Origin of the sequence: Granulicella aggregans, assembly GCF_014203275.1 — a bacterium.
GTDB lineage: Bacteria > Acidobacteriota > Terriglobia > Terriglobales > Acidobacteriaceae > Edaphobacter.
Genome location: NZ_JACHIP010000001.1, coordinates 1,262,741 through 1,288,511, shown reverse-complemented (window position 1 = coordinate 1,288,511; position 25,771 = coordinate 1,262,741). Strand labels below are relative to the sequence as shown.

Below are 25,771 nucleotides of genomic sequence, written 5' to 3'. Positions count from 1 at the left end.
CAGAGTCCCTGGCAGCGCGGCACCAACGAAAATACCAACGGCCTGCTGCGACAGTACTTCCCCAGGAAGACAGACTTATCCGGCTACTCCCAGGCAGACCTCAACAAGGTAGCCCTGCGCCTCAATCAACGCCCACGCAAGACGTTGGATTTTGAAACTCCAGCTAGTAAACTCCATGCCAGTGTTGCATCGACCGGTTGAGACCGCCGGCGTTATGGGAAACTACGCCGCTCTCGTCAGAAAGATCGCGGTGCCGTCGTGGGCGCCGAGCTCGGTATGATCCCAGATAGAAACGAAATGCGGGGGGCTCTCCACTGCGCATTGCGATGAAGCTGCAATGCTTCGGTCGAGATGACGTTTCTTTGGTGATGCTCTGGTGGAGATGACACTTCTTATGGTAGACGAGAAACAGATTCCCTTCGGGAATGACAAACAAGGAAAATAGGTGAGAAACAAACTAAGAAAAAGAGGCCGCAGCGGTATGTCCGCTGCGGCCTTCCTTTCTTACAGCCTGGGAGAGTGGATCAGTAGTAGAACTTCAGGCCGATCTGGATGAGGCGTGGGTCGCGGGCTGCGGTGACGATTCCGAAGTTGGTGGAACCGAAGGTGGTGGCGTTGTTGGAGTTCTGCGGGCCTGGGGCAGCGAAGAGGAAGTTGGGGTGGTTGAGAGCGTTGTAGAACTCGCCGCGAAGTTCGAAGCGGCGGGCTTCGGTGAGGGCGATGGTCTTGAGGATGGAGATGTCCCAGTTCTTGTCGCCGGGGCCGTTGACGGTATTGAGACCAACGTTGCCAAAGGAGCCGGGTGCGGGGTCCTGGAAGGCGCAGGTGTTGAAGGAGGTACCGGCGACGCAGGGCTTTCCGGAGGACTTCTGGCCGGGGGTGAAGTCGGGGCGCTGCTGGCCGTCGGAGTTGGCGAAGTTGGAGTTGCCGTCGGTGACGGTATACCAGGTTCCGGAGGAGACGGTGGCGATGCCGGAGAGCTGCCAGTCGCCAACCAGGTAGTTGAGGGCCGTACCGGTGTCACCGGCGAGGGCCTTGCCTTTGCCGATGGGGAGGTCCCAGGAGTAGCCGGTGGTGAAGCGGTGGCGGTTGTCGAAGTCGAGATTGCCGTACTCCGGAACCAGGAGTTCGTCGCGGAAGCTGTCGTTATTTTGCGAGCCGAGATTGGCGTTCGAGGAGTTGCCGAGGGCGTGGCTGTAGGTGTAGTTGACGATGGCGGCGACGCCGTGGCTCAGGTGTTGCTCCAGTTTGAACTGGGCCGAGTTGTAGTTGGAGAAGCCGTTGGAGCGGAGCCAACCGATGTAGGTATCGAGGCTAGAGAAGGGACGGCGCGGGGCGGAAGGTGCGGACGAGTCGGCCGTGGGAGCCGCCTGGTTGAGGTTGCCGAAGGTGTAGAGGTGGCTTCCCTTGGAGCCGACGAAGGCGACTTCGACGGTAGTGTGCGGGGTGAGTTCATGCTGCACGGTGAGGTGCCATTGGGCGACGTAGGGGGTCTTGAGCTTGTCTTCGCCCATCAGATTGGGAGTGTTGGGGTCGACTAAGGCGTCGGTGGGGAAGCCGTTTGAGAGAACACTGAGGCCGGGGACTTCGCAGGTTGAATCCGCCGCATAAGAGGGCAGGCTGCAGGGAGCGACGTAGTTCTGCGACGCGAAGTAGGGCGGGTTGAAGCCGGGGCTGGGGTTGCTGTAGGGGCCGCTCTCTTCGCCGTTGAAGAAGAGACCGGCGGCGGCGCGGGCTACCCAGCCTTTGCGGAACTGCCAGGCGAGGCCGAGGCGTGGGGAGACGTTGGTATAGACGGGTGGGATGAGGCCGTTCGAGGCGGTGTGGTTGACGGTGATCTCGGAGGCGAAGGTGGGGGTGAGGGTGACGTTGCTGGACTTCGGGATATCGAGCTGGCCGGTGGCGGGGTTGAAGTTGGCCTGGGCGTTGTGGCGCTCGAGGATGGCGGAGAAGAAGTCGTAGCGGATGCCGGCGTTGATGGTGAGGGTGGGGGTGGCGCGCCAGTCGTCCTGTAGGAAGACGCCGTAGACCTTGCGGTTGTAGTCGACGTTGTTGATGTTGTTGATGCCGCCGCCATCGGGCTGTCCGGTGAGGAGGGTCGCGAAGCCGCTGCCGCCGGTGCCCTGCGCGGCGGGATTGTCGGTGAACTGGGGGCCAAAGCTGATGTCGCCGCGGGGCGCGGCGGGCTGGAAGATGGTGAACTCTTCGGGGCGGTACTCGCCGCCGAACTTGAGGCTGTGGTTGCCGTGGATGAGGGTGAAGGTGTCCGAGATGGAGTAGACGTTCTGGATCTCGTTGGACGGCAGGTAGGTGGGGCTGCCGAGCGTGGCTACGTCGTTGAAGAACATCTGGGGCAAGCCGCCATTATTGGTGCCAGCCTGATAGGGAACTCCGGGGAAGCCAATCTGGCCGGAGACGTCGGTGTTGGAGTTGAACTGGAAGCGGCTGGTGTGGAGGCGGTTGTAGCCGAGGCGGATCTCGTTGACGCGGGTTGGGGTGAAGACGTGTGTCTCGCTGATGGCGATGGAGTAGGCGTTGTTCTGGCCGACGCCGGAGAAGAAGCCGCCGCCATCGGCGAGGCCGGGGAATACGGCCGGGATGGTAGAGGGCTGGCGGGCGATGGAGAAGCGATAGAAGATATTGTCGCTGTGGGTGAGAACCTGGTCGACGCGGACGTCACCCTGGTTGTAGTTGCGGATCAGCTTGGGGTTGGAGACGTAGTTGTAGCCGTTGCCATTGGCGTTGGGTGCGGGATAGAGGGCGGCTAACTTTGCGCCGAGGGTGTCGATGCTGGCGGTGGGGATGATGTTGGAAGGGGTGCCATCGGCGTTATAGCCGAAGGGGACGCCGCAGTAGGCGACTGCCGGTGTGTCGTGTGGGCGGACGGAGGGGGCTGATGTGCCGCCGCCTGCTACCTGGGTGTTGCGGGTGTCGAAGAGCTCGCCGGCGTAGGTGGCGCGGCCGTTGCAGTCGAGAGCGCCGGTGGGTGAGGTGAGGTCGAGCTGGCTGGTGAAGTCGCCGCCACGCTGGGCAGCGGTGGGAACGATGGCGGTGTTGGTCTGACCTTGCGAGAGGCGGAGGCCTTCGTAGTCGGCGAAGAAAAAGAGCTTGTCTTTGCGGATGGGAAGACCGATGGTCGCGCCGAACTGATTCTGATGGTAGGCGGGAAGGGTCTGGTCGAAGTAGTTGCGGGCATCGAAGGCCTGGTTGCGGAGGAACTCATAGACGACGCCGTGGATGTGGTTGGTGCCGCTCTTGGTGGTGGCGTTGATGACGGCGCCAGTGGCGCGGCCGAACTCGGCGGAGTAGGCGTCGGTCTCGAAGCGGAACTCCTGGAGGGCGTCGACGGAGGGCATGACGGCGTAGTTGGCTTCGTTGAGGAGGTCGGGGAGGTTGGAGTTGTTGTCGATGCCGTCGAGGAGGAAGTTGTTCTGGAGCGAACGCGCGCCGTTGGCGCTGAAGCCGTAGCCCTGTTCGTCGCGGGCGCCGGGCTCGCTCACCGTGACACCGGCGGAGAGCTGGGCGAGCTGGACGGGATTGCGACCGTTTAGCGGCAGGGTCGTCATGGTGCGACTGTCGATGAGTTGGCTGCGCTCAGAGGTGGCGGTCTCGAGGACGGGGGCGGTGTCGGTGACGTCGACGACTGCGGTGACGCCGCCGGTTTGAAGGGCGAGGTCGATCTGCTGGCGCTGCTGAACGCTGAGCGTGAAGGGGCCGGCGACGGACTCGTTGAAGCCCTCGGCTTTGACGGTGAGTTTATAGGTGCCGATGTGGACGGGGCTGATGGTCCATTCGCCGTTCGAGGCGCTTTTGGCGTGATAGGCGAAGTTGGTCTCGGTGCTGGTAACGGTGATGTCGGCGTTGGGGACGGTCGCGCCGGTCTTATCGGTGACGCGCCCGGCTACCGTTGCGGTGTCGATCTGCGCATGCAAGGTGCGAGGAGCGGCGACGATCGAAAAGAGAGCAAGTGCAAGAAAGAGATGCAGCTTCAGATTCCTTCGCATGTGCATACGGGCTTCCCTTCAGCTTCCATGGATTTTCATTTGTTTACGTATTGTTGTGAATGTTCACGCATTCCTGTTCTATTGTCAATATATTTATCCGTCTGGCGTCTGGATTCGCCTCGCTTTTACCTGAGTACGGTAGAGGGTCGCAGTGGCGTGCAAATTGGTGCGGCAAGGCGGCATCCGAAGGATGGTTGGAGGTGATGGATGCCGACCGTGCTTTGTTTCAACCCTGGAAGCAATTCGTTGAAGTTCGACCTGGTCGAGATTGCTCGGGACGCTGCGCGCGCGGGCGAGGGGCGGCGTCTGCTGGCCGGGATGATCGACAACATTGGGAAAGAGAGTGCAATCGAGATCACTCGTGGCGAGGAGAAGATCGCCAGTAAGAAGGTGGAGGCTGGAGATTTTGGGGCTGGAGTGGCGGCGGTCCTCGATGAGCTTTCAGGGGTGGCGAAGGCTGAGCTGGAGGGGCTTGCCCTGGTGGCGGTGCGGGTGGTGCATGGCGGCGGGCGTTTCACAGAGGCGGTGCGCTTTGATGACGGAGTTCGCAAGGAGATAGAGGCGCTTGAGGAGCTTGCTCCACTGCACAATGCGAATTCGCTGAAGATCATCGATGTTGTGCAAAAGCAGCAGCCAGAGTGGGCGATTGCGGTTGCGTTCGATACGGCGTTTCATGCGACTCTGCCCGAGAAGGCTTGGCGGTATGGCATCGACCGGAAACTGGCGGATAAGCATGGCATACGGAAGTTCGGGTTCCATGGGATCTCGCACCGGTACATGCTGGAGCAGTATGCCCATCTGGCGGGACGACCGAAGGAGGAGGTCACGATTGTGACTATGCATCTGGAGAGCGGGTCTTCAGTGGCCGCGATCGAGCGGGGAAGGTCGGTGGAGACTTCGATGGGGTTCACGCCGCTCGAGGGGCTGATGATGGGGACGCGGTCGGGAAGCGTCGACCCTGCCATTCTGCCCTATCTCATGAAGCACGAGGGGCTCTCATCAGAAGACGCTTTGAATGTGCTGGAGAAGAAGTCGGGGATGTTGGGGATTTCCGGCGTGAGCTTGGATACGCGGGTGCTGGAGAAGCGCAGCGATGAGGACTCAAGGCTGGCGCTGGAGATGTTCGGCTACCGAGTGAGGCAGACTGTGGGGGCTTATCTTGCGGTGCTGGGTTCGGCGGAGGCGATTGTCTTCGGGGGCGGGATTGGGGAGAACTCGCACGGGACCAGGAAGATGGTCTGCGATGGGCTGGATGGGTGGGGCGTGAGGCTGGACGATCGGCTGAATGAGACCGTCGAGAACGGAGACGTTTGCCTTTCGCTGCCGGAGTCGAAGCTGGCGTTGTGGGCCATTCACTCCGATGAAGCGATGCAGCTGGCCCATGAGTGTGCGCAGGTGCTTTGAGCTACTGATCTTCCGAGAAGATTGTGAGTTCTCCGCCGGTGTAGCCGGCGACAGTGACTTCGAAGGTCTGAGCGGGAGCGTGAGAGTTCAGTATGGAGCGGGCGGGTCCGGTAAGGTATGCGACGTCCGTACACATGGACCGGAAGACGACGCGTTCCGGGCCGCTGAGGAGCGTCGAAAGAACGTTCAATACCTCGTGGATTCCGCTGCGGAGGGTCTCGTCGAGCGGCGATGTCTTGGCGCGGTCGGCGGCCAGGGAGTCCGGCAGGCCGGTGACGCAGCCACCGAGGGATGCAAGCAGGGAGAGGTCCGCGCGCAAGAGGATGGTGTCGTGTGCCGGCAGCTGGTTATAGATACCGTAGACGCGGCTCGATTTTGAAGGCAGGAAACGTGGCTTGCGGACGCAGCTTACCGGAAGACCTGTGAGCTTGGTGAGCGTCTTTGAGAGCGCTTGAGCGTTTGGACTGATCATTCAAGCTCCCCAGCGATGTAAATTGGCATCCCGCACGGCTTCCTGACGGTGGGCAGGAGGCGTGCGATCTTCTATCGGTAGGAATTGGAAAAAATTTCAATCTTTGGCGCGAGACTGGCTAAGACGCCGGGATCACGGCGCCGGCTTCACAGCCGATGAACCGTACATGCAGATCAGTGAACGGAGCAGCGCGGAGAGGGAATCGCTGGAGCCGATGAAGGAGCGTGAGTTCAAAAACCTTCGCGAACTGGTGCAGGAGCATACGGGTATCTGGCTACAAGACGGGAAGCGCACCATGCTCGCCGCGAGGCTGGCCAAGCCTATGCGGCGGCTCGGACTCGCGAGCTTCCAGGCCTACTACATTCTGCTGTCCAAGAGTGCGAAAGGCAGTCCGGAGTTCGTTGAGTTTGTGAACGCCATCACGACTAACAAGACCTCTTTCTTCCGGGAGATGCATCACTTCCACTACCTCGCGGAGAAGATCGTGCCGGAGATCAAGGCGGCAGCGCTGCGAGGAGGAAGGAAGCAGATCAGGGTGTGGAGCGCTGCGTGTTCGACGGGGGAGGAGGTGTACTCGATTGCGATGACGCTGCTCGACGCCGTGCCCGAACTGGGCTGGCGACTGGAGGTGGTTGGCTCAGACATCGACACGGGAGTGCTTGAGAGTGCGGAGGGAGCTATCTATTTAGCAGACTGCCTGGAGAACATCGACGAATCGTTGCATGCGCGCTACTTTCTGCGAGGCAAAGATAGCAGGGCTGGCCAGGTGAAGCTGAAGCCGCAGGTCACGCGGATGGTTGACCTGCGACGAGTCAACCTTATGGAGGAGGGCTGGTTCGTTGACGGCCCGTTCGATGTCATCTTCTTTCGCAACGCGCTGATTTACTTCCAGCAGGACGTGCAGGAGAGGTTTCTGCGCAGGATGATCGGGATGCTGCGACCCGGAGGATACCTTTTTATTGGCAACTCGGAGCAGATACCTTGGCTGCATGACACGTTGGAGCCGCTGAGTCAGACGATGTACAGGCTACGTGGTTGAAGGACGGATAGGAACCTTAAGGTGCGACCTTGATCAAGACGAGGGCGTTGGTGTCCATGTTGAGAGTGAGGCTTCCGTGGGTGAGCGAGAGGGGCTGCGGCGGCTCGAGAACTGTCTCGCGGTTGAGTTGCTCGACCTGCTCGGGCTTCGGGTATGAGGGGCTGCCCATAGCGGCGTAGGGCTTCATGACGTTGCTGTGATTGTCGTCGACGCGTTGGATAGTGATCTTTGCGTCTTTCGCGATGCCTGTGAGATCGAGGGTTACGGACTTCGGGACAGGCGATTGGCCTGTGGGCGCGAGGTTCCAGAGGGCGATGGCTAGTGAGCCATCGGGGAGCTTGGTGACGACGATGTCATCGGCGTCGCTGGCGATGCGCTGGGTGCCTAGTTTGTGGAGCAGGGCGAAGTCGTAGAAGCTTGCCTTGTTGATGCCGCCGGTGGCGCGGAGGCCGAATTGGCCATCGAAGGAGCGTTGAGCGGGGCCGCCTTCTTCGAAGACATCGGAGAAGGTCCAGAAGGAGAGGGCCTGGACGTCGCGGCAGGTACGGACGGCTTCGGCCAGTGCGGGGCCGACGTAGGGTGTGTCGCGGAGGCGGTCGCGTCCGGGAACGTTCCATTCTGTCCAGAGCAGCGGGAGATGCGGATAGGCAGACGCGTCGATCTGCTTGCGAACGTGGTTGGCTGCGGCGCAGACGCGGTCTTCCTCGGGCATGTCTTTATCGCGAAGGGGCTGGTCGGAACCGAGGAGGCGTTCTACGGGTTCGTCGTCGTAGCCGTGGGTGGAGACGAAGTCTACGGGGACGTGGTTGGTGGAGGTGAACTTGAGGAACTCCGGTATCCATGCGGCTGCGGCGGTCGCTGGCCCGCCCACGCGAAGCCTGGAGTTGACATGCTTCAGGTCGTTGGCGGTGTGGGCGTAGAGGTCGAAGTAGGACTCCATGCGAGGGATGCCGCCCCAGAAGTCGATGTTGGGCTCGTTCCAGACTTCGAAGTACCAGGAGGAGACTTCGTCGATGCCGTAGCGGTCGACGAGGTGCTGGGCGAAGTGTCCGATGAGGTCGTCCCAGCGTTCCATGCTCTTGGGCGGCGAGACATTCTGCTTGTACCAGAAGGGGTGAAGGGCGTCGGGATTGAAGGCTAGCTTCCTGGGCATGAAGCTGATCTCTACGACGGGCTTGACGCCGTTCTTGAGGAGGCCATCGTAGATCTCGTCGACGTAGGTGAAGTTGTAGACGGGGTTGCCGTGCTCGTCTTCGTTGTAGACGCCGACCTCGTCGTGGAGGATGGCGTGGAAGCGGACGTAGTGGAAGTCGGTAGCCTGCTTCACGGCGCGGAGGTCGTCGCGATAGCTCTCGCGCAAGGAGAGGATGGCGCGGCCGGAGCCGAACATCTCTTCCCAGAAGTGGGGGAAGGGAGTGGCGGGGGCGGAGGCGTCGATGTGGATGTGTTGCTGGGCGGGCGCGGAGCAGGCGAAGGTCAGGGTGAGGAAGAAGGCGAGCAGCGGACGAATGGTGGGGTGCGGCATACATCTTCTCCTTGGCGAGAGGCGGCGGCTTGGGGCTTAGTGTCCGAAAGAGTAAAACGGTGTGGGTGGTGTGAGCGAAGTCTCTTGCGATGAGATTGCAAGAGACTTCGCTCAGGATGACACCTCCACACAAGACTCAAACGGGAATACGACATGTTGATATCAGCGGAGAAGAAAGAGGGTGCCCGCCGTTGTTGGCGGACACCCTCGGTTGGTTTTACGTGGGCGAGTTAGAACTCGAAGCGTGCGGAGAGAGTTACGATGCGGCCTCCGAGCGGGGTTTGGTCCTGGCCGAAGCTGCCGCTGTCGACTATCTTGTTCACCTGGTTGACGTCGAGGTTAAGAATGTTGAACAGGTTCAGAGCGTTAGCGCGGATCTCAAAGTGGGAGTCTTCGCCGAGGACGGGAAGCTTTGGAAGGCCGAAGGACTTCGATAGTGAGGCGTCGAGGTTGTGATAATTGGGGCCGTCGAAGATGTTGCGCTGCGATCCGGGCAGGTTAGGCAGCGCGACAGTGGGGTTGTTGACGTTGGCTGTGCTCTGCAGTTGGATGGTGTTCTGGAAGTTGGCTACGGCGAAGTAGCGGTTGCTGTAAGCGACGGTGCCAGCGTTGCCGTTGACTGTGCCAGGTGTTTTAACTTCTCCGGTGGCCTGACCTGCGAAGTTGGTGTTATTGATGAAGTCGGAGTTGCTGTGGCCACCCTTCGCGCCTCCTAGATAGCTTGCGCGCAGCTGGGTGTAGCCGCAGTTATTGCAATACAACGAGCTAGGCAGGTTATACAGGGCGGAGTAGGGGAAGCCGGTGTGAACGCTGAAGATGCCGGAGAGGTTCCAGCCGCCGGCGATCTTTTCCACCCAGCGCTTGTCGCCGTGAAAGAGGACTGGCTGCCAGGTGCCGAAGATCTTCAGGCTCTTGCCGACGTTGTAGTCGGAGAGGCCGTAGGTGAGGCTATGACTGAGTGGGTAGTAGGGGTCTTCGGAGTAGGGGCCGGAGCCATCTGTGTCCTGAGACTTGGCCCACATAAACTGTGCCTGGGCCGAGAAGCCGTGCGACATGGGATGGTTGATGCTGGCCAACAGGGCATGGTTTCTGCTGCTGCCCGCGTTGACCCAGAAGTCGCCGCCTGTGACCAGCTGATTGAAGGGGACGCCTGCTACAGCCGCTGGAGCGTTGGGGGTCTGGTGATTAATGATGTGACGGCCCAGGCTACCTTGATAACCGAGAGTGAAGACGGCCCACTTGCTGAGCTCCTGCTGGATGTCGAGCGAAAAGTGATGGAAGTAGGTGGTAGGGACGTTGCCGTGGCCGTCGCCAGCGATGATGATGCTGGCGCTGCCAGCGGCGGGCAGCCCTGCCGCAGTGTAGGTGGTGATGGTGTTGGGATTGCTGGCATAACCGTTGAGCGAGGTGATGTCGCTGGAGATGCCGTAGAGAATCTTTGGTCCGTTAGCACCGGGGTCGGTAGGACTGTTGAACCGGAAGGTGTAGGAGTTCGATATGGGCGGGTTGAAGCTGGCATTCGCTGTGATGGCGATCTCGTTCTGGTTGAAGGCCATGCCGTAGCCGCCGCGGATAACGGTTTTGCCGCCCAAGGATTGGGGGCTCCAGTTGAAGCTGAACTGGGGGCCGAAGTTCAACTTCTGCGGGTTCCAGATGCCGCCCTTGTTCGCACCGACCGTCAAGCCTGTATACGCAGCTGTTCCCTGACCCAAGGTCACGTTGGGAATGTTGTTTTGCTTGGAATAGAGAGCGCCGAAGTAGTTGTACCGGATGCCGGCGTGGAGCGTGAGGTTAGGTTTTGCCCTCCAGTCATCCTGGACGAAGGCACCGAAGAGATTCTGGCGCTGGTCGGAACGGACGCCGCCGGGGATGCCAGTCGCGGCGTTGAAGCTGCCTGCCTCTTGATAGGGGGCATCGTTGAGGAAGGTCCAGATGTTATAGAACTCAAAGTCTGGCTGGCCACTGGGGTTTTGCAGATAGTGGAGGGCGGTGTACTCGCCGCCGAACTTGACGGTGTGGCTACCGAGAACCTTGGTGGCGACGTCCTTGTAGCTGAAGGTCCACTGGTTGAGGTCGTTGCCTGCGGGACTGCCGAAGGTGCCCAGCGTGGCTCCAGGAGCGAAGTCTACGGTGTCTTGAGGAAGGCCGAGGGGCTGTTGCGGGTTGGTGGCGAGCTCGTTGTAACGCCATGCGGCTGCGTTGGCGCGGGCCTCGTTGAGGAAGGTAGGGGAGAAGGTGTGGTTCCAGATGACGGCGTTCGCCTGGTTGATCTGGTCGTGATGGAAGAGGTTGTAAGCGCGCGGGCTGCCGTTGTAGCTAGTCTTTGTTGAAGGTACCCAGAACATGGTGAAGCTGACGTGATCATTCTTCGTAGCCTGCGCATCGAGGCGGCCAGCGTATTGCGTATAGGTGCTGGAGACGGGCGAGGCGATGGAGTAGAAGGCCACGTCGGCCGTGCCATCGAGGCCGTTGCCGAGACCGGGGTTAGAGGTAGTTCCACCGGCGGTGGGGTCCTGCTTGCCAAGACCATTCGTAAGGGGAGAGCCGATGTCCAGGCCCTGGCCGGCGATGGTAGCGCAGTTCGCGCCCTCTTGTAGGCCGACGGCCTTGCAGGTCTCGCCAGAGGTGACGATGGTGCCGCTGGGAGCGTTGCCGGCGAAGTTTACAAACTGTGAGGCGATGCTGGCGGCGGGTGCGGAGCTGCGCAGTGAGGGAGTCTCGTACCAGCCGGTCGAGGTCGAGAGCGTATCGTCTGGAGAGGTCTCGTACGCAAAGAAGGCGAAGACCTTGTCCTTCCATATGGGGCCGCCTACGCTGCCGCCATACTGGTTGTAACGGTCAGTGTCCTTGACTGAGCTGCCGATGATAGTTCCGTCGGAGGCGCGCACTGGCCGGTTGGCGGCATTCAGGCCAGGCCGGTGGGCGTCGATGAAGAGGCTGCCGTGGATCTGGTTGGTGCCACTCTTGGTGGTGACCATGGTCTGTGCGCCGGAGAAGCGGCCGTTCTCCGCGTCGTAACCGTTGGTGACGATGCGGACGTTGTCTACGGCCTCCGGGCTGGGAGTAATGATGCTGGTGCCCCCCCATACTGCGGACACCGTGCTGATTCCATCGAGCGAGATGCCATTGTTGCCATACTGCTGACCATTGGAGTTGACCTGCGGACCGTTTTCGGTGGGAGCGGAGCCTCCGTTCCCCGAGCCGCCGGGACCCTGGTTGCCGGGAGCCTGGTAGACCCCGCCGGTGCGGGACTGCGAGCCGTCGGAGATAGCGCCGGGAGCGAGCTGGCTGAGGGTGAAGACGTCGCGGTTGAAGGATGGGAGGTGTTTGATATCGGCGGCGGAAATGGTGCCGCCGATGTTCGCGGTCTCGGTGTCGAGCGTGGGCGTGCTGGAGGCGTTCACCTCAACCGAGACATCGCTGGCACCGAGGGTGAGCGCGACGTTGAGGGAGTTTGGCTGCTCGGGGATGAACTTGATGTTGGTCAGCACGTTCTTCTGGAAGCCCTTGGCTTCGACAGTGAGAGTGAAGGTGTCTGGCGGGAGGGCGCCGAAGTTGAAGAGGCCGGCGCCATCGCTGGTGCGGATGATCTCCGCATTGTTGGCGGTGTCCTTGAGCGTAACCTTGGCGCCGGGGATGACCGCGCCTTGCGGGTCAGTGACTGTGCCCTGAACGGAAGTACGGAACTGGGCCGCCAGCGGCTTCGTACCGACGCAGCTTAGCGCGAGCGCAATCATTGCGCTGAAGATCCATTTGCTCTTGCGGGCACTGTGTTGTGCGGAGTTTATACCGATCCAGAGTTGATTTAAAGAATGGTCCGGGGAAGGACTTTGCATGTTGCCTCCTAAGCGAAGTTCACGGTCCTCAAAGCGGCTTATAGAAGCTCTGCATTGACGACGCTATCTTATTCACTTTGGGCAATATGCTCTTGCTAAACAACACATGTCAAGTATCGCAACTGTGCTTGCGGAACCTCATAAGCTCCTGAATATTTAGGATAAACTCCGTGTGATGCGGTGTTAAGTCGGGCGGTTGTCTCATAGCTCCGATTCGCCCGTGAGACACAATTTCGATGAGCCATGGAACATAAAATCGGGAAATATTTTGCGATGACGCAAAAGGAATATTTAGGTGATTTGATTGACCATGTCGGCCCACTTAATTGCATCGGAGTAGAGCCGCGAAGCAATGTCGCCACGCAGGTTCAGACTCTCTTGAATGCTTGTCGTTTCAAGCCAGCCACCGGACTCGCGCGCACGGACCAGATCGAGAGCGACTGTGAGCGAGGACTTTTTACCAAGCAAGGCGGCCTTCATCTTGTGATGAAGAGGGAGCATCTCGACAACCTGGTGCATGGGCATGGTGAGGATGACATCCATGAGCGACAGCATTCCAAGCAGGTAGAGTGTCGAGGCGGATTCATTGAGTACAGGTGCGAGAAGCTCGCAGAACTTAGCACGCGCAAGCGCTACGCGGGTCACAGACTTCGAGCGTGAAGAGCCGGCGATGTTTGCGAGTGCTACGGATACAAGCTTGCGAAACTCATCGTCGCCGATCATCATGACAGCGCTGCGAATCGACGAGATGGGGCTAGGGAGAGCGTAGAGCGCCGAGTTGACAAGTCTGAGCAGGCGGTAGCAGATCGAGGGCTCTGATTTTGTCAGCCGCTCGATCTCCAGAATGTTCGCAGGCTCGCGACTGAGTTCGGCGAGCAGCCTCATGTAGACCATCTGGTTCTGTGGGATGACCCGCGGAGCAATCATCACCGGCTTGCAGAAGAAGTATCCCTGGAAGAAGGTGCAACCTTCCTTCCAGGCTTCCTCAACATCGGGTTCTGTCTCTATCTTCTCGGCAATAAATTTAATCGGCGTGCCGGCAGCCAGGGAACGTATCGCGTATCTCTCAGCTTTGTCCGATGCCAGAAAATCAATTTTTATATAGTCAGCAATTTCCAGAAATCGCGTCTTAGATCCATCCGGAACGAAGTCATCGAGAGCGAAGGAATATCCCGCCTCTTTCAAGGTGCGGCAGGATGCCATGAGCTCATCATCGGGCTCAATATTCTCGAGAATCTCAAGGACCGTGTCCGCTGGGGGTAGCAGGGTCACAATGCGGGAGACGAGAGCTTGCCGAGTGCAGTTGAAGAAGAGCTTTTCCCCACCGGTGGAACTTGCCAATAGCAGTGAGTCATCGATGACGCTGCGCGTGGCATGTTCGGCCTCGCCGCTGAATTCATTTGCAGTACCAGAGCGATACAGCAACTCGTGCCCGTAAAGATTCAAATCCGCGTCGAGGATAGGCTGTCTCCCGAGAAAGTGCATGGGAGGACTAGATATTGCTTCGAGCGAAGCTGTGAGCGGTGTCGTGGGCATAGGGGAGTTTACGAGCAGATTTCCTTCGCTGACATTTCGAGAGTAATACAGAGGAGCAGTCGGCGATAGGCTGCGTTATGGCACTTAAGTAGCAGGTTTGACAAGCTTCCATGGGAGTGCCGACTGCTCTCTGAAAAAGCGGCCTCGATCTGCCGTGAGTAAGCCGTCGCAAGAGCGCTTTTGTCATCGGCTAGTGGAAGAAAAGCGATGCGACTCCGATTGAAAGCATTCCAATCATGTGTCGATAGAGCGGATGCACTTCGTCAGGCATATGCCAATGCGCACGATTGGAGACGTATCAGCATGATATCGATTGTTGGAATAGTTATAGTTTTCGGTGCCGTCATTGGCGGGTTCCTGATGGAGAAGGGACAGCTTGCTGTGCTCATCCAGCCCGCAGAGGTTGTGACCATTGTCGGCGCCGCGCTCGGAACGCTGCTGGCCGCGAATCCCATTCATGTCATCAAAGGGTTGATTGGTGGACTGACAGGCATCCTGAAGGGATCGCCCTACAACAAGCAGCGTTATCTTGAGACGCTGAAGATGATGTTCGACCTCTTCACCAAGGCGCGGAAAGAAGGCCTGGTTGCGATCGAGGGAGACATTGAAGGCGCGGACAAGAGTCCGATCTTCAAGGCGCACCCCAAGTTTCTGAAAGACCACCATGTGAAGGACTTCGTCTGCGACACGATGCGTATGGCGATCACGGGCGGTGTCCTGCCGTTCGATGTCGACCAGATGATGGAGCTGGACATGGAGGTGCACCACCAGACCAGCGGTATGCCAACGGCTGCCCTGAGCACTGTTGCCGATGCGCTGCCTGGTCTCGGCATCGTGGCTGCGGTGCTGGGTATTGTGATCACGATGGGCGCGCTTGGCGGCCCTCCGGAAGAGATTGGGCACAAGGTGGCTGCGGCGCTCGTGGGAACGTTCCTGGGTATTTTGCTTTGCTATGGAGTGCTTGGCCCGCTGGCCTCGGCGATGACGAAGATCAACGAGGAAGAGCACGCCTACTACAGCATCCTTCGCGTCGTGATGCTTGCGTTCATCAAGGGGACCAGCCCGATCCTTGCTGTGGAGCTTGCACGCCGTGCTATTCCCGCCCACATACGGCCGAGCTTCCAGGAAGTGGAGAAGGCCTGCCGCGCTAAGGCTGCTGCGCCGACCGCGATCGCTGCCTAAACCCGAACTCCACTCCGGACACTGACTGGACACGACGATGACTGACAGGACACGACGATGACTGAAGAGCAGCCGATAATCATAATCAAGAAGAAGGGTGGTCACGGCGGACACCACGGCGGCGCCTGGAAGGTCGCCTATGCCGACTTTGTAACGGCCATGATGTCGCTGTTCATCGTTCTGTGGCTGATGAACTCCACACCGAAGAAGACGCAGGAGGAGATCGCCGGCTACTTCAGGGATCCTAAAGGAACCGCGAGTAAGAAGGGTTCGGAGGGCAAAGGCCCGGCGAAAGAGGAGAGCAAGGAAAAGAAGGACGACATGAAGGCCTTGAAGTCCGATCTGACCAAGGCGATCGACCAGATGACCATCCTGAACAAGGTCAAAAAGCAGATCGAGATGACGATTACGGAAGAGGGCCTTCGGATTGAATTAGTCGAAGATGAGAATGGAACCTTCTTCGAATCGGGAAGCGCCGTGGCTACGCCGATGCTGTCGGATATTTTGAAGGTGCTTGCCGGCCAGTTGAGCAAGCTGCCGAACAAGCTCTCCATTGAGGGTTACACCGACGCTCAACCGTATGCGAACGGGAAGTCTTATGGGAACTGGGAGCTTTCGGCCGACCGGGCGAATACGGCGCGGCGAGTGATGCAGGAGAACGGCATTCACGACGACCAGGTATCGCAGGTCCGCGGGTTTGCCGACCAGAAGCTGCATATGCCGGATAAGCCGTTCGACGCGGCGAATCGCCGGGTCTCGTTGCTGGTACAGAATCTGCCGAAGCCTGGAGATAAGCCCGCCGACAAGGCGGATGACAAGCCGGGCGACAAGGCAGGTGAAAAGGCGGAAGACAAGGCAAAGGCCGGAGATCCGAAGGTGGCCACTGCCGCGACTGAGGCTGGCGCTCCCGCGGCCAAGCCTAGCGCCGCAGAGCCTGCCGCACCGAAGAAGGCCGAGGGTGGATTGCTGGCAAAGGCGAAGGGACTGTTCTCACACAAGTAGCGAGAAGCTAAGCGCGGCCCTGGGGGGCGAGGTCCTTCAAGAGGTCGCGCATGGCGATCCGCTCTTTGTCTGAGGCGAACTGGAACCTCATGCGAGTTTCGTCGTCGCGAACCGAGGAGACGGAGGCCTGAACTTCGAAGCGCTTTTCGCCAAGGTAGAGAGTGACGATGCCCTTTGCCCCTGGAGCGACTGTCTGGACGAAGGTCCCGCGGAGACCGGACTGGCTCAGGTCGAAGCAGGTGCCAAGCACGATCGAGTCCTCACGGATGAAGTCCATCCGGCAGTCGACGGTGAAGCGGGGATAGCGATAGAGGAAGCTTCGAATCCGATTCATAGAGGAGACGTAATCCTAAAGGCTTGGATGCAGGGCGGGTGCTACGAGTCAATTGCTGTCTCATTATCGTGCCACAGTTTGGTGTCATGGGTAGTGACACCAAAGTGTCATCGTGTTCTCTTCCGTTCGAACCGAGCGACTGCTATAAGAAATGCAGGCCACCGGAGCAAGCAGCGGAAACCGCCCAGGAGAACCCCAAATGCACGCAGCAATCGCAGAACAGTACGGAATGCTGGCACGTTTTCTGCCTACGTTCAGCAGGACATCGAGCCTTGCGGAGGACCAGTCCGAGGGTGCATGTGCTGCGAAGTTCCGCGTACTGATCGTCGAGAGCAGCCTGCCGCTTGCACGGCTGCTGGCGACAGGGCTGTCGGAGGATGCGATTTCGGTTGGGGTGACCCATGACCGGGCTTCGGCTCTGCTGCAGATGGAGAAGAGCGCGAGCGACCTCGTGATCCTGGATCTCGATCTTCCCGAAGTCGACGCCTTTGCGATGATCCGCGAGCTGCGAGCGAAGCGGCCGAACATCTCAGTACTTGCGCTTGGCGGCAAGGCTGGAGCCGTGGACCTGGTGAACGCCTTCGACCATGGCGCGGATGACTATCTTCCGAAGCCGTTTTCCTTGCTGGAGATGATGGCGCGTGTACGCGCTCTGCGGCGGCGTTCGCAGGCTGCTCCGATAGCTGCTGAGCCAAAGAAGAGCCAGATTGCGTTGCATCACGATCAGTGCTCGGTGGAGCGCGACGGCCGTGTGATCGGACTGACGCCGCGTGAGTTCACGCTGCTTGAGTACATGATGCAGCATGAGGGAAAGACGCTCTCGCGAGCATGCCTGACTCAGGAAGTGTGGAACATGTCTGCGGAAGGAAACACCAATATCGTCGATGTCTACGTGAAGTACCTAAGGGATAAGCTCGACGGCGATTATGATATAAAAATGATACGAACCATCCGGGGCTTGGGCTACGTTTACCAGGCTCAGGCATAGGATTTCTCTCTCTTTCACCCTTTCAACCAGGTCACTCTTTCAACGCTTAGAGCCACTATTTTAGTCGGGTTATACCGATCGCTCGATAGACTGGTTGCTCCGATTTACGAAGAATGAGCACGGCGCCCAAGTAAGCCTTAGCAGTAGAGCTACATGCGCCCCATACTTTGGAAGAGAGCCTACGTATCAATCTCTCCGTACCTAGCTGGCAACCCGATAGCCGCGCGGTCCAGGTTCTACTGGTTAGCGGCGATCCCAACTTTCGAGACCGGCTTCGCGGTCGACTCGCGCCGATGCGCTGGAGTCTGCACGAAGCTACCAGCGGTGCCGAAGCTTTGGAGTCTCTGCACTCGCAGCCAGGCTCTGAAGTTCTATTGCTTGATCCGGCGTTGCCGGACCTACTACCGGCGGAGTTCTGCGGCATCGTCGAGCAGAGCTTTCCCCAACTAAAGATTCTGATGATGGACACGGCGACCTGCCACGTGCTGCCCAACAGCGCGGGTTCGCCGTTTGCGAGCAGGCTGGCTGCGGCGCTCGATCCGGAGCACAAGACACAAGAGGTTGAAGCGGCCGCTAAGCCCGTCGAGTATCTGCGGTATGCAAAGGATTCGCCGCGGTTGCGTGGAGTCGTGGGTGAGTCGCCCGCGATGATGCAGGTCTACGCGATGACCCACATGGTTGCGTCACGCGAGACGACGGTTTTGATCACAGGCGAGAGCGGGACCGGCAAGGACCTTATTGCGCAGGCGATCCATCAGATCAGCCCGCGACGGCAGGCCCCTTTTATTGTGGTCAACTGCGCGGCCATTCCTGAGGCTCTTCTGGAGTCGGAGCTTTTTGGTTACGCGAAGGGCGCGTTTACCGGAGCGATGCAGTCGCGGATCGGGCGTATTCATGCAGCGCAGGGCGGAACACTTTTCCTGGATGAAATCGGCGATATGCCGCTCACGCTGCAGAGCAAGATTCTGAGATTTGTCGAGCAGGGAGAAGTGCAGAGGCTGGGAAGCAACGACAACATGCGGGTGGATGTGCGTGTGGTTGCGGCGACGAATGCGGACCTGCAGGGCCTGGTGAAGCAGAAGCTGTTTCGCGAGGATCTGTATTACCGGCTCGCGATCTTTCCGATCAAGCTTGCTCCGCTGCGCGACCGCGATCATGATGTGCCAAAGCTGGCGCAGTTTTTCGTCGAGAAGTTCTGCCCAGGCGTGACGTTGACGGACGAGGCGATTGACGCGTTGTGCCGGCACAAGTGGCCGGGCAACGTTCGTGAGTTGAGAAACGTGATTGAGCGCGCCAGTATCATGGCTGGCCCGGCGCATGAGCTAAGGGCCAAGGATATTTTTCTCTAGTTTCCCGGTTTGGCCCTTGGCTTGCATTTCATAGTTGTAGATGGAAACCCTCTCTCATTTACTGCCAATAAATAACTCGACGATCGCGGCGCACCCCGACGCGGGTCTGTTGGCTGAAGCATTTGCGAAGTTCATCTCCGCATCGACGCGGCTTGAGAGCTCGTATGGCCAGCTGCAGCTCGAGGTGACGTTCCTCAGCCGCGAACTGGCCGACCGCAACTCAGCGCTGAAGGCGAGCCTGGCGGAGAACGAGCGCGTTCATGGCGCTTTGCAGCAGATTGTCGATTCGATGCCGTGCGGCGTGCTGGTTGTCGAAGAGGATGGCTCGGTATCGGTCATCAATCCTGAAGGTCGCAGGCTGCTCGATCTTCCCCAGGCGACGATGAAGCATCTCGACGCAATCTCGATCGCCTCGGGCATCGATCTGTCCGGATTTCTGAGTGAGCAGGTGAGTGGAGATGAAGAGCGCGAGTTCTGCAAGTCCACTTTGAACTCTCGGAGATGGCTGGCGGTCCGTGAGCGGCATCTGCTTCACGGTACTGAAGGCAGCTATCGTGCCCAGCGGCAGGCGATTCTTATTCTTCGTGACATCACGCTGCAGAAGCAGGCCGAAGAGGAACGGGAGCGTTCGCGCAAGGCTACGGCACTTGCCGAGGTTGCGACGACGCTCGCTCATGAAATTAGAAATCCGCTGGCGAGCCTTGAACTGTTTACCGGGCTGATTGAGGCGGGTGGAGAAGATACATCGGAGTGGATCTCGCACCTGCATGCCGGTATTCGTTCGCTGGCTGCGACTGTGAGCAATGTACTGAGTTTTCATGGCCGCGAGGTTCCTTCGCTTTCGCCGCTGGATCTGAATGCTTCGATCCGCAGCAGCGTGGAGTTTGCACGGCCGATCGCGCAGCAGGTAGGCATCTCCCTGGCGTTTGACGCGGAGGATGCGGGGCTTTGGATCAACGGGAACCCGAGCGCACTGCAGCAGATTGTGTTGAACATGGTGTGCAACTCGCTGCGGCATACGCAGATGGGCGGGAACGTGTGGGTCACGGTTCGCAGGAATCACGGTGCGGTAAAGGGTGGCCACGACACTGCCGTCATCGAGTTCTCCGATACCGGATGCGGCATCGCGGCTGAGCATCTGCAGGATATTTTCAAGGCCGGCTTCAGCATCAGCGGCGACTCTTCGGGACTTGGGCTGGCTGTCTGCAGCCAGATCGTAAAGCAGCATGGCGGCACGATCCGGGTCACGAGCCTTCGAGGAACTGGCACGACCTTCTTTGTGGAGATCCCAGCGCTATGACCTATAACTCATCATCGGTTCTGATTGTGGATGACGAAGCGGGTATCCGTACCGCGCTGCGAGTGAACTTCTCTCGCAACGGTTGGGACGTCGAGACCGCGAGCGGCGTGCGCGAGGCTTCGCGACTGCTGGAGAACAGGGAGTTTCAGCTTGTCGTGAGCGACATGCGTATGCCTGACGGCGATGGGCTCGAAGTGATGCGTGCAGCTCGTGCTGCCTCCGCATCTACTGCGGTGATTCTGCTTACGGCGTTTGGCAACGTTCCCGATGCAGTTGAGGCGATGCGCAACGGAGCGTTTGACTATCTGACCAAGCCGATTGCGTTCGACCAGATTGAAGAAGCAGCGGCGCGCGTGATGCAACAGATTGCGCCGACGGCACAGGGCGAAGTAATGGACGCGTGCGCGATGGTTGGTCGCTCGCCCCGGTTGCTGCGGTCCTTGCAGAGAGCACGGGCTGCGGCAAATACCGACACCGATGTACTCGTTGAGGCTGAGAGTGGCACTGGCAAAGAGCTGCTTGCGCGCTTCATCCATGATGCGAGTCCGCGTGCCCGCAAGCCGTTCATCGCGGTAAATTGCGCGGCGGTTCCGGAGCATCTTCTGGAGAGCGAGTTGTTTGGCCACGCTCGCGGCGCGTTTACGGGAGCGACTACGGCGAAGGCGGGCAAGTTCGAGATGGCCCACGGCGGCACATTGTTGCTGGATGAGATTGGCGAGATGCCGCTGAACCTGCAGCCGAAGCTGCTGCGTGCGTTGCAGGAGCGGGAGTTTGAGCGGCTGGGCGAGACGCGATCGACCAAGGTGGATATCCGCGTAATTGCCACGACTAATGTCGATCTTGCATCGATGGTGGATGAAGGCAAGTTCCGCAGCGATCTTTACTATCGCTTGAATGTCATTCCGCTTGATCTTCCTCCACTGCGCGAGCGGCCTGAGGACATCGAGCTGTTAGCCCGCTATTTTGCGGAGAAGTTTGCGTCGCGGACGCGCGGACAGGCGCAGCCGCTGAGCCCCGACTTTATGGAGCGTCTGCGGGCGCACAACTGGCCGGGAAATGTTCGCGAGCTTGGTAACTTTATGCGGCGTATGTGCTCGCTGCATCCCGGCGTCGTGCTCGATGCAGAGCGGTTCGACCAAGAGTTTCAGATGCGCGCGAGGCCGGCGGTATCGGCGATCGCGCCAGCGGCCCCGGTGGCTGTCGCTGCACCCGGCGTTCCGATCCGTGATTTGGAGCGGGCGCACCTGGAGAGCACGCTCGAGATGACTCGCGGCAACCGCACCCAGGCGGCAGAGATGCTGGGCATAAGCATTCGCACGATGCGCAACAGGATTCGTGAGTACGGACTTCCCCCAAGGAGATATGCGTAATGGCAAGCACAGGTTTTCTTCCCTCTTCACTGGAGCGGTTTCTCGAGGTAACGACAGACCGTGAGCAGACGATCGCCGGGAACATGGCGAACGTCGACACCCCTGGTTACAAGACCAAGGACATCAACTTCAAGCAGGCTCTCTCGCAGGCGAGCGATGACAGCGGCCTTCAACTTACGCCAGTGGTATCCGAGGTAAGTGGTCTGCTCGAGCGTCCCGACGGCAACAACGTCAACCTCGACCGCGAGAGCACTCTGCTTGCTCAATCACAGCTTCAGTTTCAGATGGGCACGCAACTGGTGAAGGCACAGTTTCACCAACTGCTGAGCGCCATCAACGGAGGTAACTAGCGATGGGTCCTTTTGACATGCTGAAGATCAGCGCGTCTGCACTCTCTGCGGAACGCCAACGCTCCGAGGTGATCGCCACCAATATGGCGAACGCCGAGACGACACACACCGATGACGGCGGACCATTCCGTCGCAAGGAAGTTGTCTTCGCCTCGCAGGGCAACAGCTCGTTTCAGACTGCGTTTGCCAGTGCGAACAGCGGCTCTACCAGGACGGGCGGAACGGTACGTGTTTCGCAGGTCATCGATGATCCGACGCCTCCCGTGATGCGTTATGAACCAAGCCATCCCGATGCGGACAAGGACGGCTTCGTCGCTTATCCGGCCATCAACCCGGTGCAGGAGATGGTGGACCTTATGGGCTCTACTCGTGCCTATCAGCTGAATGCTTCCGCGGTCTCCGCAGCGAAGCAAATGATCCAGCAATCTATCGACATTCTCAAGAGTTAGTTCAATTAACCGGTTTTTGAATTTCAGGAGCAATCAAGATGAGCATAGGAATGCCAATAGGCCTCGGTCCTCTTACGTCACTGCCTTCGAGCCTCAGCTCTTTGGCGGGTGGTCTCGGTTCCAGCAGCGACAGCGGTAGCTTCGGCGATGTGCTGAAGGGCGCGATCAACCAGGTGAGCAATCTGCAAGGAAGTGCGGAAGCCCAGGTCGGTACGCTGCTTCAGGGCGGCAACGCGGACATGAGCAAGGTGATGGTCTCGGTGGAGAAGGCTGATGTGGCTTTCCAACTGATGATGCAGGTCCGAAACAAGATTGTGACCGCGTATCAGGACATTGAAAAGATGCAGTTTTAGCCTTTCGCCTTCATTAATCGGGACACCTTAGAAAACATATGGCAGAGACGACTCAAATTTTCGCCCAGTTGAAACAGTTCTGGATGACGCGGACCCAGAAGCAGCGGCTGATGCTCGGTGCAGGGGCCGTCGCCACGGTAGGCCTTGTGGGGCTGTTTGCAAATCTGATGGCCACGCCGGACTACAAGCCGCTGATGAGCGGGTTGGAGACGGCGGACGCGCAGACGATTTCAGCAGAGCTGAAGGCGAAGAACATCCCTTACCAACTGAGTGCGGATGGGAAGAGCATCAGCGTTCCTGCCGACCAGGTTGATGCGGCGCGGCTGGACATTGCTTCAAGCAGCCCGACGCACTCTGGCCGCATGGGGTTTGAGATCTTCGACAAGGTGTCGTGGGGACAGACCGAGTTCGACGAGAAGGTGAACTATCAGCGCGCGCTTGAGGGCGAGCTGGAGCGCACCATCACGACGCTTGCGAACGTGAAGAGCGCTCGGGTCCACCTGGTGATGGCTACCGATTCGGTGTTTGTGGATCGGGAGCGCGGGGCCAAGGCTTCGGTGACGCTGAAGCTGGCACGAGGCGGTCTGACGCATGATGAGACTGCGTCGATTCAGCGCATGGTCTCGGGGGCGGTAGAAGGTCTGAAGCCGACCGATGTCTCGATCATCGATGCGGACTCGAATCTCGCTCTGAACACGGGCGGCGATGCCGGGGGCGACGATGGAGCGGAACGACAGTTGTCGCAGCGCCTGATTGCGACTCTGGGTCCGGTGGTTGGTGCCGACCACATTCGCGCGAGTGTGAATGTGGAGTACGACCCGAGCACGATGGAAGAGAACATGGATAAGTACGATCCCGCCGTGAGTGCGACGCTGCAGATTCAGCGCTCGGATGAGTCGTCGGGAGGCAAGGCGGGAGTTGGTGGAGTTCCAGGTACAACCAGCAATGTTCCGCAGAAGCTGCCGAACGTTCCCGTAACCAGTGGGGACGACAGCAACGCGCAGGTCTCGAAGACTGAAAGCGCGACGTATGGCGTGAATAAGACCAGCCGGCACTCCGTTCTTCCGGCGGGCAGAATCAAGCGCATCACCGCGGCGTTGCTGGTGGACGACAATGTAACGCGGAAGCTGGAGAAGAACGGCAAGTGGACCGAGACACGCACGAAGCGGACGCCGCAGGAACTGGAACAGCTGCAGACGCTCGCGTTGAATGCGATTGGCCTGGACACGGCGCGTGGAGACTCTATCACGGTGCAGAATCTCTCTTTCGCCTCGGCCGCCCCCGACGAGCGCACACCTGCCACTGTCTTCGAACAGGCGCGCAAGGGATTGTCGGATTACTCCTCTATCATCCGCTATGCCATGCTGGCGGTCCTCTTCCTGATGGCCTATGTCCTAATGATTCGACCTATGCAGAAGAAGGTTCTTGAACAAGTTGTCCAGTTGCCGACGCAGACTATGTTGGCAGCCGCCGAGGCTCCAGTCCAAGCTCTACCCACCAGCGTGAGCGCCGCGCGGCAACTACGCGAGCAGCTTGGAGCGCAGGTTGAAGCTGAGCCCGCCAAGAGTGCACGCCTGTTGCAGGCGTGGCTCAGGGAGGAAATCAAGTGAGCCCGGACATCAATGTTCACAATCTGTCAGGAACGCGCAAGGCCGCGATACTGATGACCATGTTGAGCGAAGAGGCTGCCGCGTCCATCTTCCACCACCTGACCGAGGAAGACCTGCAAGGTCTGACGCATGAGATCGCGCGGCTGGGTTCGGTGCCGAAGGAGGTCTCGCTGCAAATTCTGCAGGAGTTCCAGCAGATGGCCATTGCCTCGGAGCACATCTCCTCCGGTGGCCGCGAGGTCGCGACCCGCATGCTGGTCAAGGCATTCGGCGAGAATGGCGCGCAGACGATGGTGCAGCGCCTGGTGCGAGCGCAGGAGACAAGCTCTTCGCGAGTCGAGTCGCTGCAGCGGGTCGATCCGAAACAACTGGCTCGCTTCCTGGAAGGGGAGCATCCGCAGACGATCGCGCTGATCCTCGGGCATCTTGAGACGAAGCAGGCATCAGCGCTCTTGATGTGCCTTCCTCATCCGGTGCGGGCGGAGTCCGTGCGGCGGCTGGCAAATTTGCGGCAGTTTTCTCCTGCAATGGCGGAGAAGGTTGCTATCGTATTGAACCGCCGGCTGCGTTCCGTCGGCGACCAGAAGAAGAAGACGTACTCGGGCTTCCAGAGCGTTGCGGACCTGATGAACAACATCGATGCGACAACCAGCGGCGAGATCCTGGAGACCATCGAGCGCGAAGAAGCGACTCTCGCGTCGAGCATCCGCGATCTCATGTTTACCTTCGAGGACTTCCTCGAGGTCTCAGAGGTCCAACTGCGCTCACTCACTGGCGCGGTTGATAAGAAGACATTGACCCTGGCGCTGAAGAGCGCTTCGGAGACTTTGAAGGAACACTTCTTCTCTACGATGTCTTCTCGCGCTATCGAGATGTTGAAGGAAGAAGCAGACCAGCTAGGGCCCGTTCGTAGCAAGGACGTAGCCAAGGCGCAGATGGAAGTGGTTGCGGTCGCCCGCAGGCTTGAAGCCGAAGGCAAGATGATTTTGAAGAGCGAGGGAGCGGATGAATATGTTCTCTAAGAGCCCGGTAGTTCCAGGTGCCTCTGCCGTCAATGTGTCCAGCTTCCAGTATCGCTCGACGAATGATCGGGGCCTTGAAGTTTCAGAGCTTGAAGAGCAGGAACTTTCTGCCGAGCCTGAAGTTCGTCTTACTGAACGGAGTCTGAACGAACGTCTCTCTTCCGAGAGAGCGGCGGGATATGCCGCGGCCCAGGCGGTCATGCAGCGCGACTTCGAGCAGAGATCCGAGGTCGAGCAGCAGAGAGTGATCAAGGCGATCGCTGACTTCGAGAAGTCTCAGAAGGTCTATTTCTCGCGAGTGGAGGCCGAGGTGGTGCAACTCGCTTTGGCCATCGCGGGGAAGATCCTGCACCGCGAGGCACAAGTCGATCCGATGCTTCTTTCGGCCATCGTTCACCTTGCGCTTGGCCAGTTGAAGGAAGGGTCGTCGGCTACGATCCGGGTTCGGCCAGAGCAGGCGAATCAATGGCGGATGCACATCACTGCGTTGGCGATCAACCTTGATGTGAAGGTCGTTGAAGATATCGATCTTGAGCGTGGAGACTGTGTTCTTGAGACCGAACTTGGCACGGTGAACTTCAGCCTGGATGCCCAACTTAAGGAAGTCGAGCGCGGGTTCTTCGACGTCCTCGCACAGAAGCCATAG

At 59.2% G+C, this 25,771-nt stretch carries 21 protein-coding genes; 15 read left to right on the top strand and 6 right to left on the bottom strand.

Annotated features, from left to right (window positions below):
• A partial coding sequence (locus tag HDF16_RS05430) for an IS30 family transposase (protein WP_184214063.1) occupies positions 1–201 on the top strand: 201 nt, incomplete at its 5' end.
• 323 nt (positions 202–524) lie between these two features.
• Here the strand turns inward: HDF16_RS05430 and HDF16_RS05425 are convergent.
• Complete coding sequence (locus tag HDF16_RS05425) at positions 525–4,010, bottom strand: TonB-dependent receptor domain-containing protein (protein WP_184214062.1); 3,486 nt, start codon at positions 4,008–4,010, stop codon at positions 525–527.
• 201 nt (positions 4,011–4,211) lie between these two features.
• Here HDF16_RS05425 and HDF16_RS05420 point away from each other — a divergent pair, with 201 nt between their 5' ends.
• Positions 4,212–5,408, top strand: coding sequence for an acetate/propionate family kinase (locus HDF16_RS05420; protein ID WP_184214061.1), 1,197 nt, complete (start codon positions 4,212–4,214; stop codon positions 5,406–5,408).
• A gap of 1 nt (position 5,409) precedes the next feature.
• On the opposite strand, the gene HDF16_RS05415 is transcribed toward HDF16_RS05420, so the two are convergent.
• On the bottom strand, positions 5,410–5,880 hold the full coding sequence (locus tag HDF16_RS05415; RefSeq protein ID WP_184214060.1) for a hypothetical protein: 471 nt from the start codon (positions 5,878–5,880) through the stop codon (positions 5,410–5,412).
• Positions 5,881–6,046: 166 nt separating this feature from the next.
• On the opposite strand from HDF16_RS05415, the gene HDF16_RS05410 reads away from it, so the two are divergent.
• Entirely contained in the window at positions 6,047–6,919 is an 873-nt protein-coding gene (locus tag HDF16_RS05410) for a CheR family methyltransferase (RefSeq protein ID WP_184214059.1), read from the top strand.
• A 16-nt stretch (positions 6,920–6,935) separates the two neighbouring features.
• On the opposite strand, the gene HDF16_RS05405 is transcribed toward HDF16_RS05410, so the two are convergent.
• The 3 genes from HDF16_RS05405 to HDF16_RS05395 all read right to left on the bottom strand — a co-directional run bounded on the left by HDF16_RS05405 (position 6,936) and on the right by HDF16_RS05395 (position 13,816).
• The gene (locus HDF16_RS05405; protein ID WP_184214058.1) at positions 6,936–8,444 is read right to left on the bottom strand and encodes a GH39 family glycosyl hydrolase; all 1,509 of its coding nucleotides are present in this window, start codon (positions 8,442–8,444) and stop codon (positions 6,936–6,938) included.
• A gap of 230 nt (positions 8,445–8,674) precedes the next feature.
• The gene (locus HDF16_RS05400; protein WP_184214057.1) at positions 8,675–12,280 is read right to left on the bottom strand and encodes a carboxypeptidase regulatory-like domain-containing protein; all 3,606 of its coding nucleotides are present in this window, start codon (positions 12,278–12,280) and stop codon (positions 8,675–8,677) included.
• Between the two features lie 291 nt (positions 12,281–12,571).
• Complete coding sequence (locus tag HDF16_RS05395) at positions 12,572–13,816, bottom strand: EAL and HDOD domain-containing protein (RefSeq protein ID WP_184214056.1); 1,245 nt, start codon at positions 13,814–13,816, stop codon at positions 12,572–12,574.
• Between the two features lie 303 nt (positions 13,817–14,119).
• Between HDF16_RS05395 and motA the strand changes: the two genes are divergently transcribed.
• Both motA and HDF16_RS05385 read left to right on the top strand, forming a co-directional pair.
• Entirely contained in the window at positions 14,120–14,998 is an 879-nt protein-coding gene (motA, locus tag HDF16_RS05390; RefSeq protein ID WP_184214055.1) for a flagellar motor stator protein MotA, read from the top strand.
• Positions 14,999–15,055: 57 nt separating this feature from the next.
• On the top strand, positions 15,056–16,000 hold the full coding sequence (locus HDF16_RS05385; protein ID WP_184214054.1) for a flagellar motor protein MotB: 945 nt from the start codon (positions 15,056–15,058) through the stop codon (positions 15,998–16,000).
• Positions 16,001–16,007: 7 nt separating this feature from the next.
• Here HDF16_RS05385 and HDF16_RS05380 read toward each other — a convergent pair whose 3' ends face one another.
• Complete coding sequence (locus HDF16_RS05380; protein WP_184214053.1) at positions 16,008–16,334, bottom strand: PilZ domain-containing protein; 327 nt, start codon at positions 16,332–16,334, stop codon at positions 16,008–16,010.
• 199 nt (positions 16,335–16,533) lie between these two features.
• Here HDF16_RS05380 and HDF16_RS05375 point away from each other — a divergent pair, with 199 nt between their 5' ends.
• From HDF16_RS05375 to HDF16_RS05330, 10 genes are all read left to right on the top strand, one after another.
• Entirely contained in the window at positions 16,534–17,322 is a 789-nt protein-coding gene (locus HDF16_RS05375) for a response regulator transcription factor (protein ID WP_184214052.1), read from the top strand.
• 167 nt (positions 17,323–17,489) lie between these two features.
• Positions 17,490–18,671: a sigma-54 interaction domain-containing protein gene (locus HDF16_RS05370; protein ID WP_246408670.1), complete on the top strand. Its 1,182-nt coding sequence runs from the start codon at positions 17,490–17,492 to the stop codon at positions 18,669–18,671.
• A 109-nt stretch (positions 18,672–18,780) separates the two neighbouring features.
• Positions 18,781–19,971: a sensor histidine kinase gene (locus HDF16_RS05365; protein ID WP_246408668.1), complete on the top strand. Its 1,191-nt coding sequence runs from the start codon at positions 18,781–18,783 to the stop codon at positions 19,969–19,971.
• Entirely contained in the window at positions 19,968–21,341 is a 1,374-nt protein-coding gene (locus HDF16_RS05360) for a sigma-54-dependent transcriptional regulator (protein ID WP_184214049.1), read from the top strand. Before HDF16_RS05365 ends, HDF16_RS05360 begins: the two co-directional genes overlap by 4 nt.
• Positions 21,341–21,691 (top strand): flagellar basal body rod protein FlgB, encoded by a 351-nt coding sequence (locus HDF16_RS05355; RefSeq protein WP_184214048.1) that lies wholly within the window; start codon positions 21,341–21,343, stop codon positions 21,689–21,691. Before HDF16_RS05360 ends, HDF16_RS05355 begins: the two co-directional genes overlap by 1 nt.
• A gap of 2 nt (positions 21,692–21,693) precedes the next feature.
• The gene (flgC, locus tag HDF16_RS05350; RefSeq protein WP_184214047.1) at positions 21,694–22,140 is read left to right on the top strand and encodes a flagellar basal body rod protein FlgC; all 447 of its coding nucleotides are present in this window, start codon (positions 21,694–21,696) and stop codon (positions 22,138–22,140) included.
• 38 nt (positions 22,141–22,178) lie between these two features.
• The gene (gene fliE, locus HDF16_RS05345) at positions 22,179–22,493 is read left to right on the top strand and encodes a flagellar hook-basal body complex protein FliE (protein WP_221312493.1); all 315 of its coding nucleotides are present in this window, start codon (positions 22,179–22,181) and stop codon (positions 22,491–22,493) included.
• Between the two features lie 38 nt (positions 22,494–22,531).
• Positions 22,532–24,103, top strand: a complete 1,572-nt coding sequence (gene fliF / locus HDF16_RS05340) for a flagellar basal-body MS-ring/collar protein FliF (protein WP_184214046.1) — start codon at positions 22,532–22,534, stop codon at positions 24,101–24,103.
• Positions 24,100–25,125: a flagellar motor switch protein FliG gene (fliG, locus tag HDF16_RS05335; protein ID WP_184214045.1), complete on the top strand. Its 1,026-nt coding sequence runs from the start codon at positions 24,100–24,102 to the stop codon at positions 25,123–25,125. Before fliF ends, fliG begins: the two co-directional genes overlap by 4 nt.
• Positions 25,109–25,771, top strand: a complete 663-nt coding sequence (locus HDF16_RS05330) for a FliH/SctL family protein (protein ID WP_184214044.1) — start codon at positions 25,109–25,111, stop codon at positions 25,769–25,771. Before fliG ends, HDF16_RS05330 begins: the two co-directional genes overlap by 17 nt.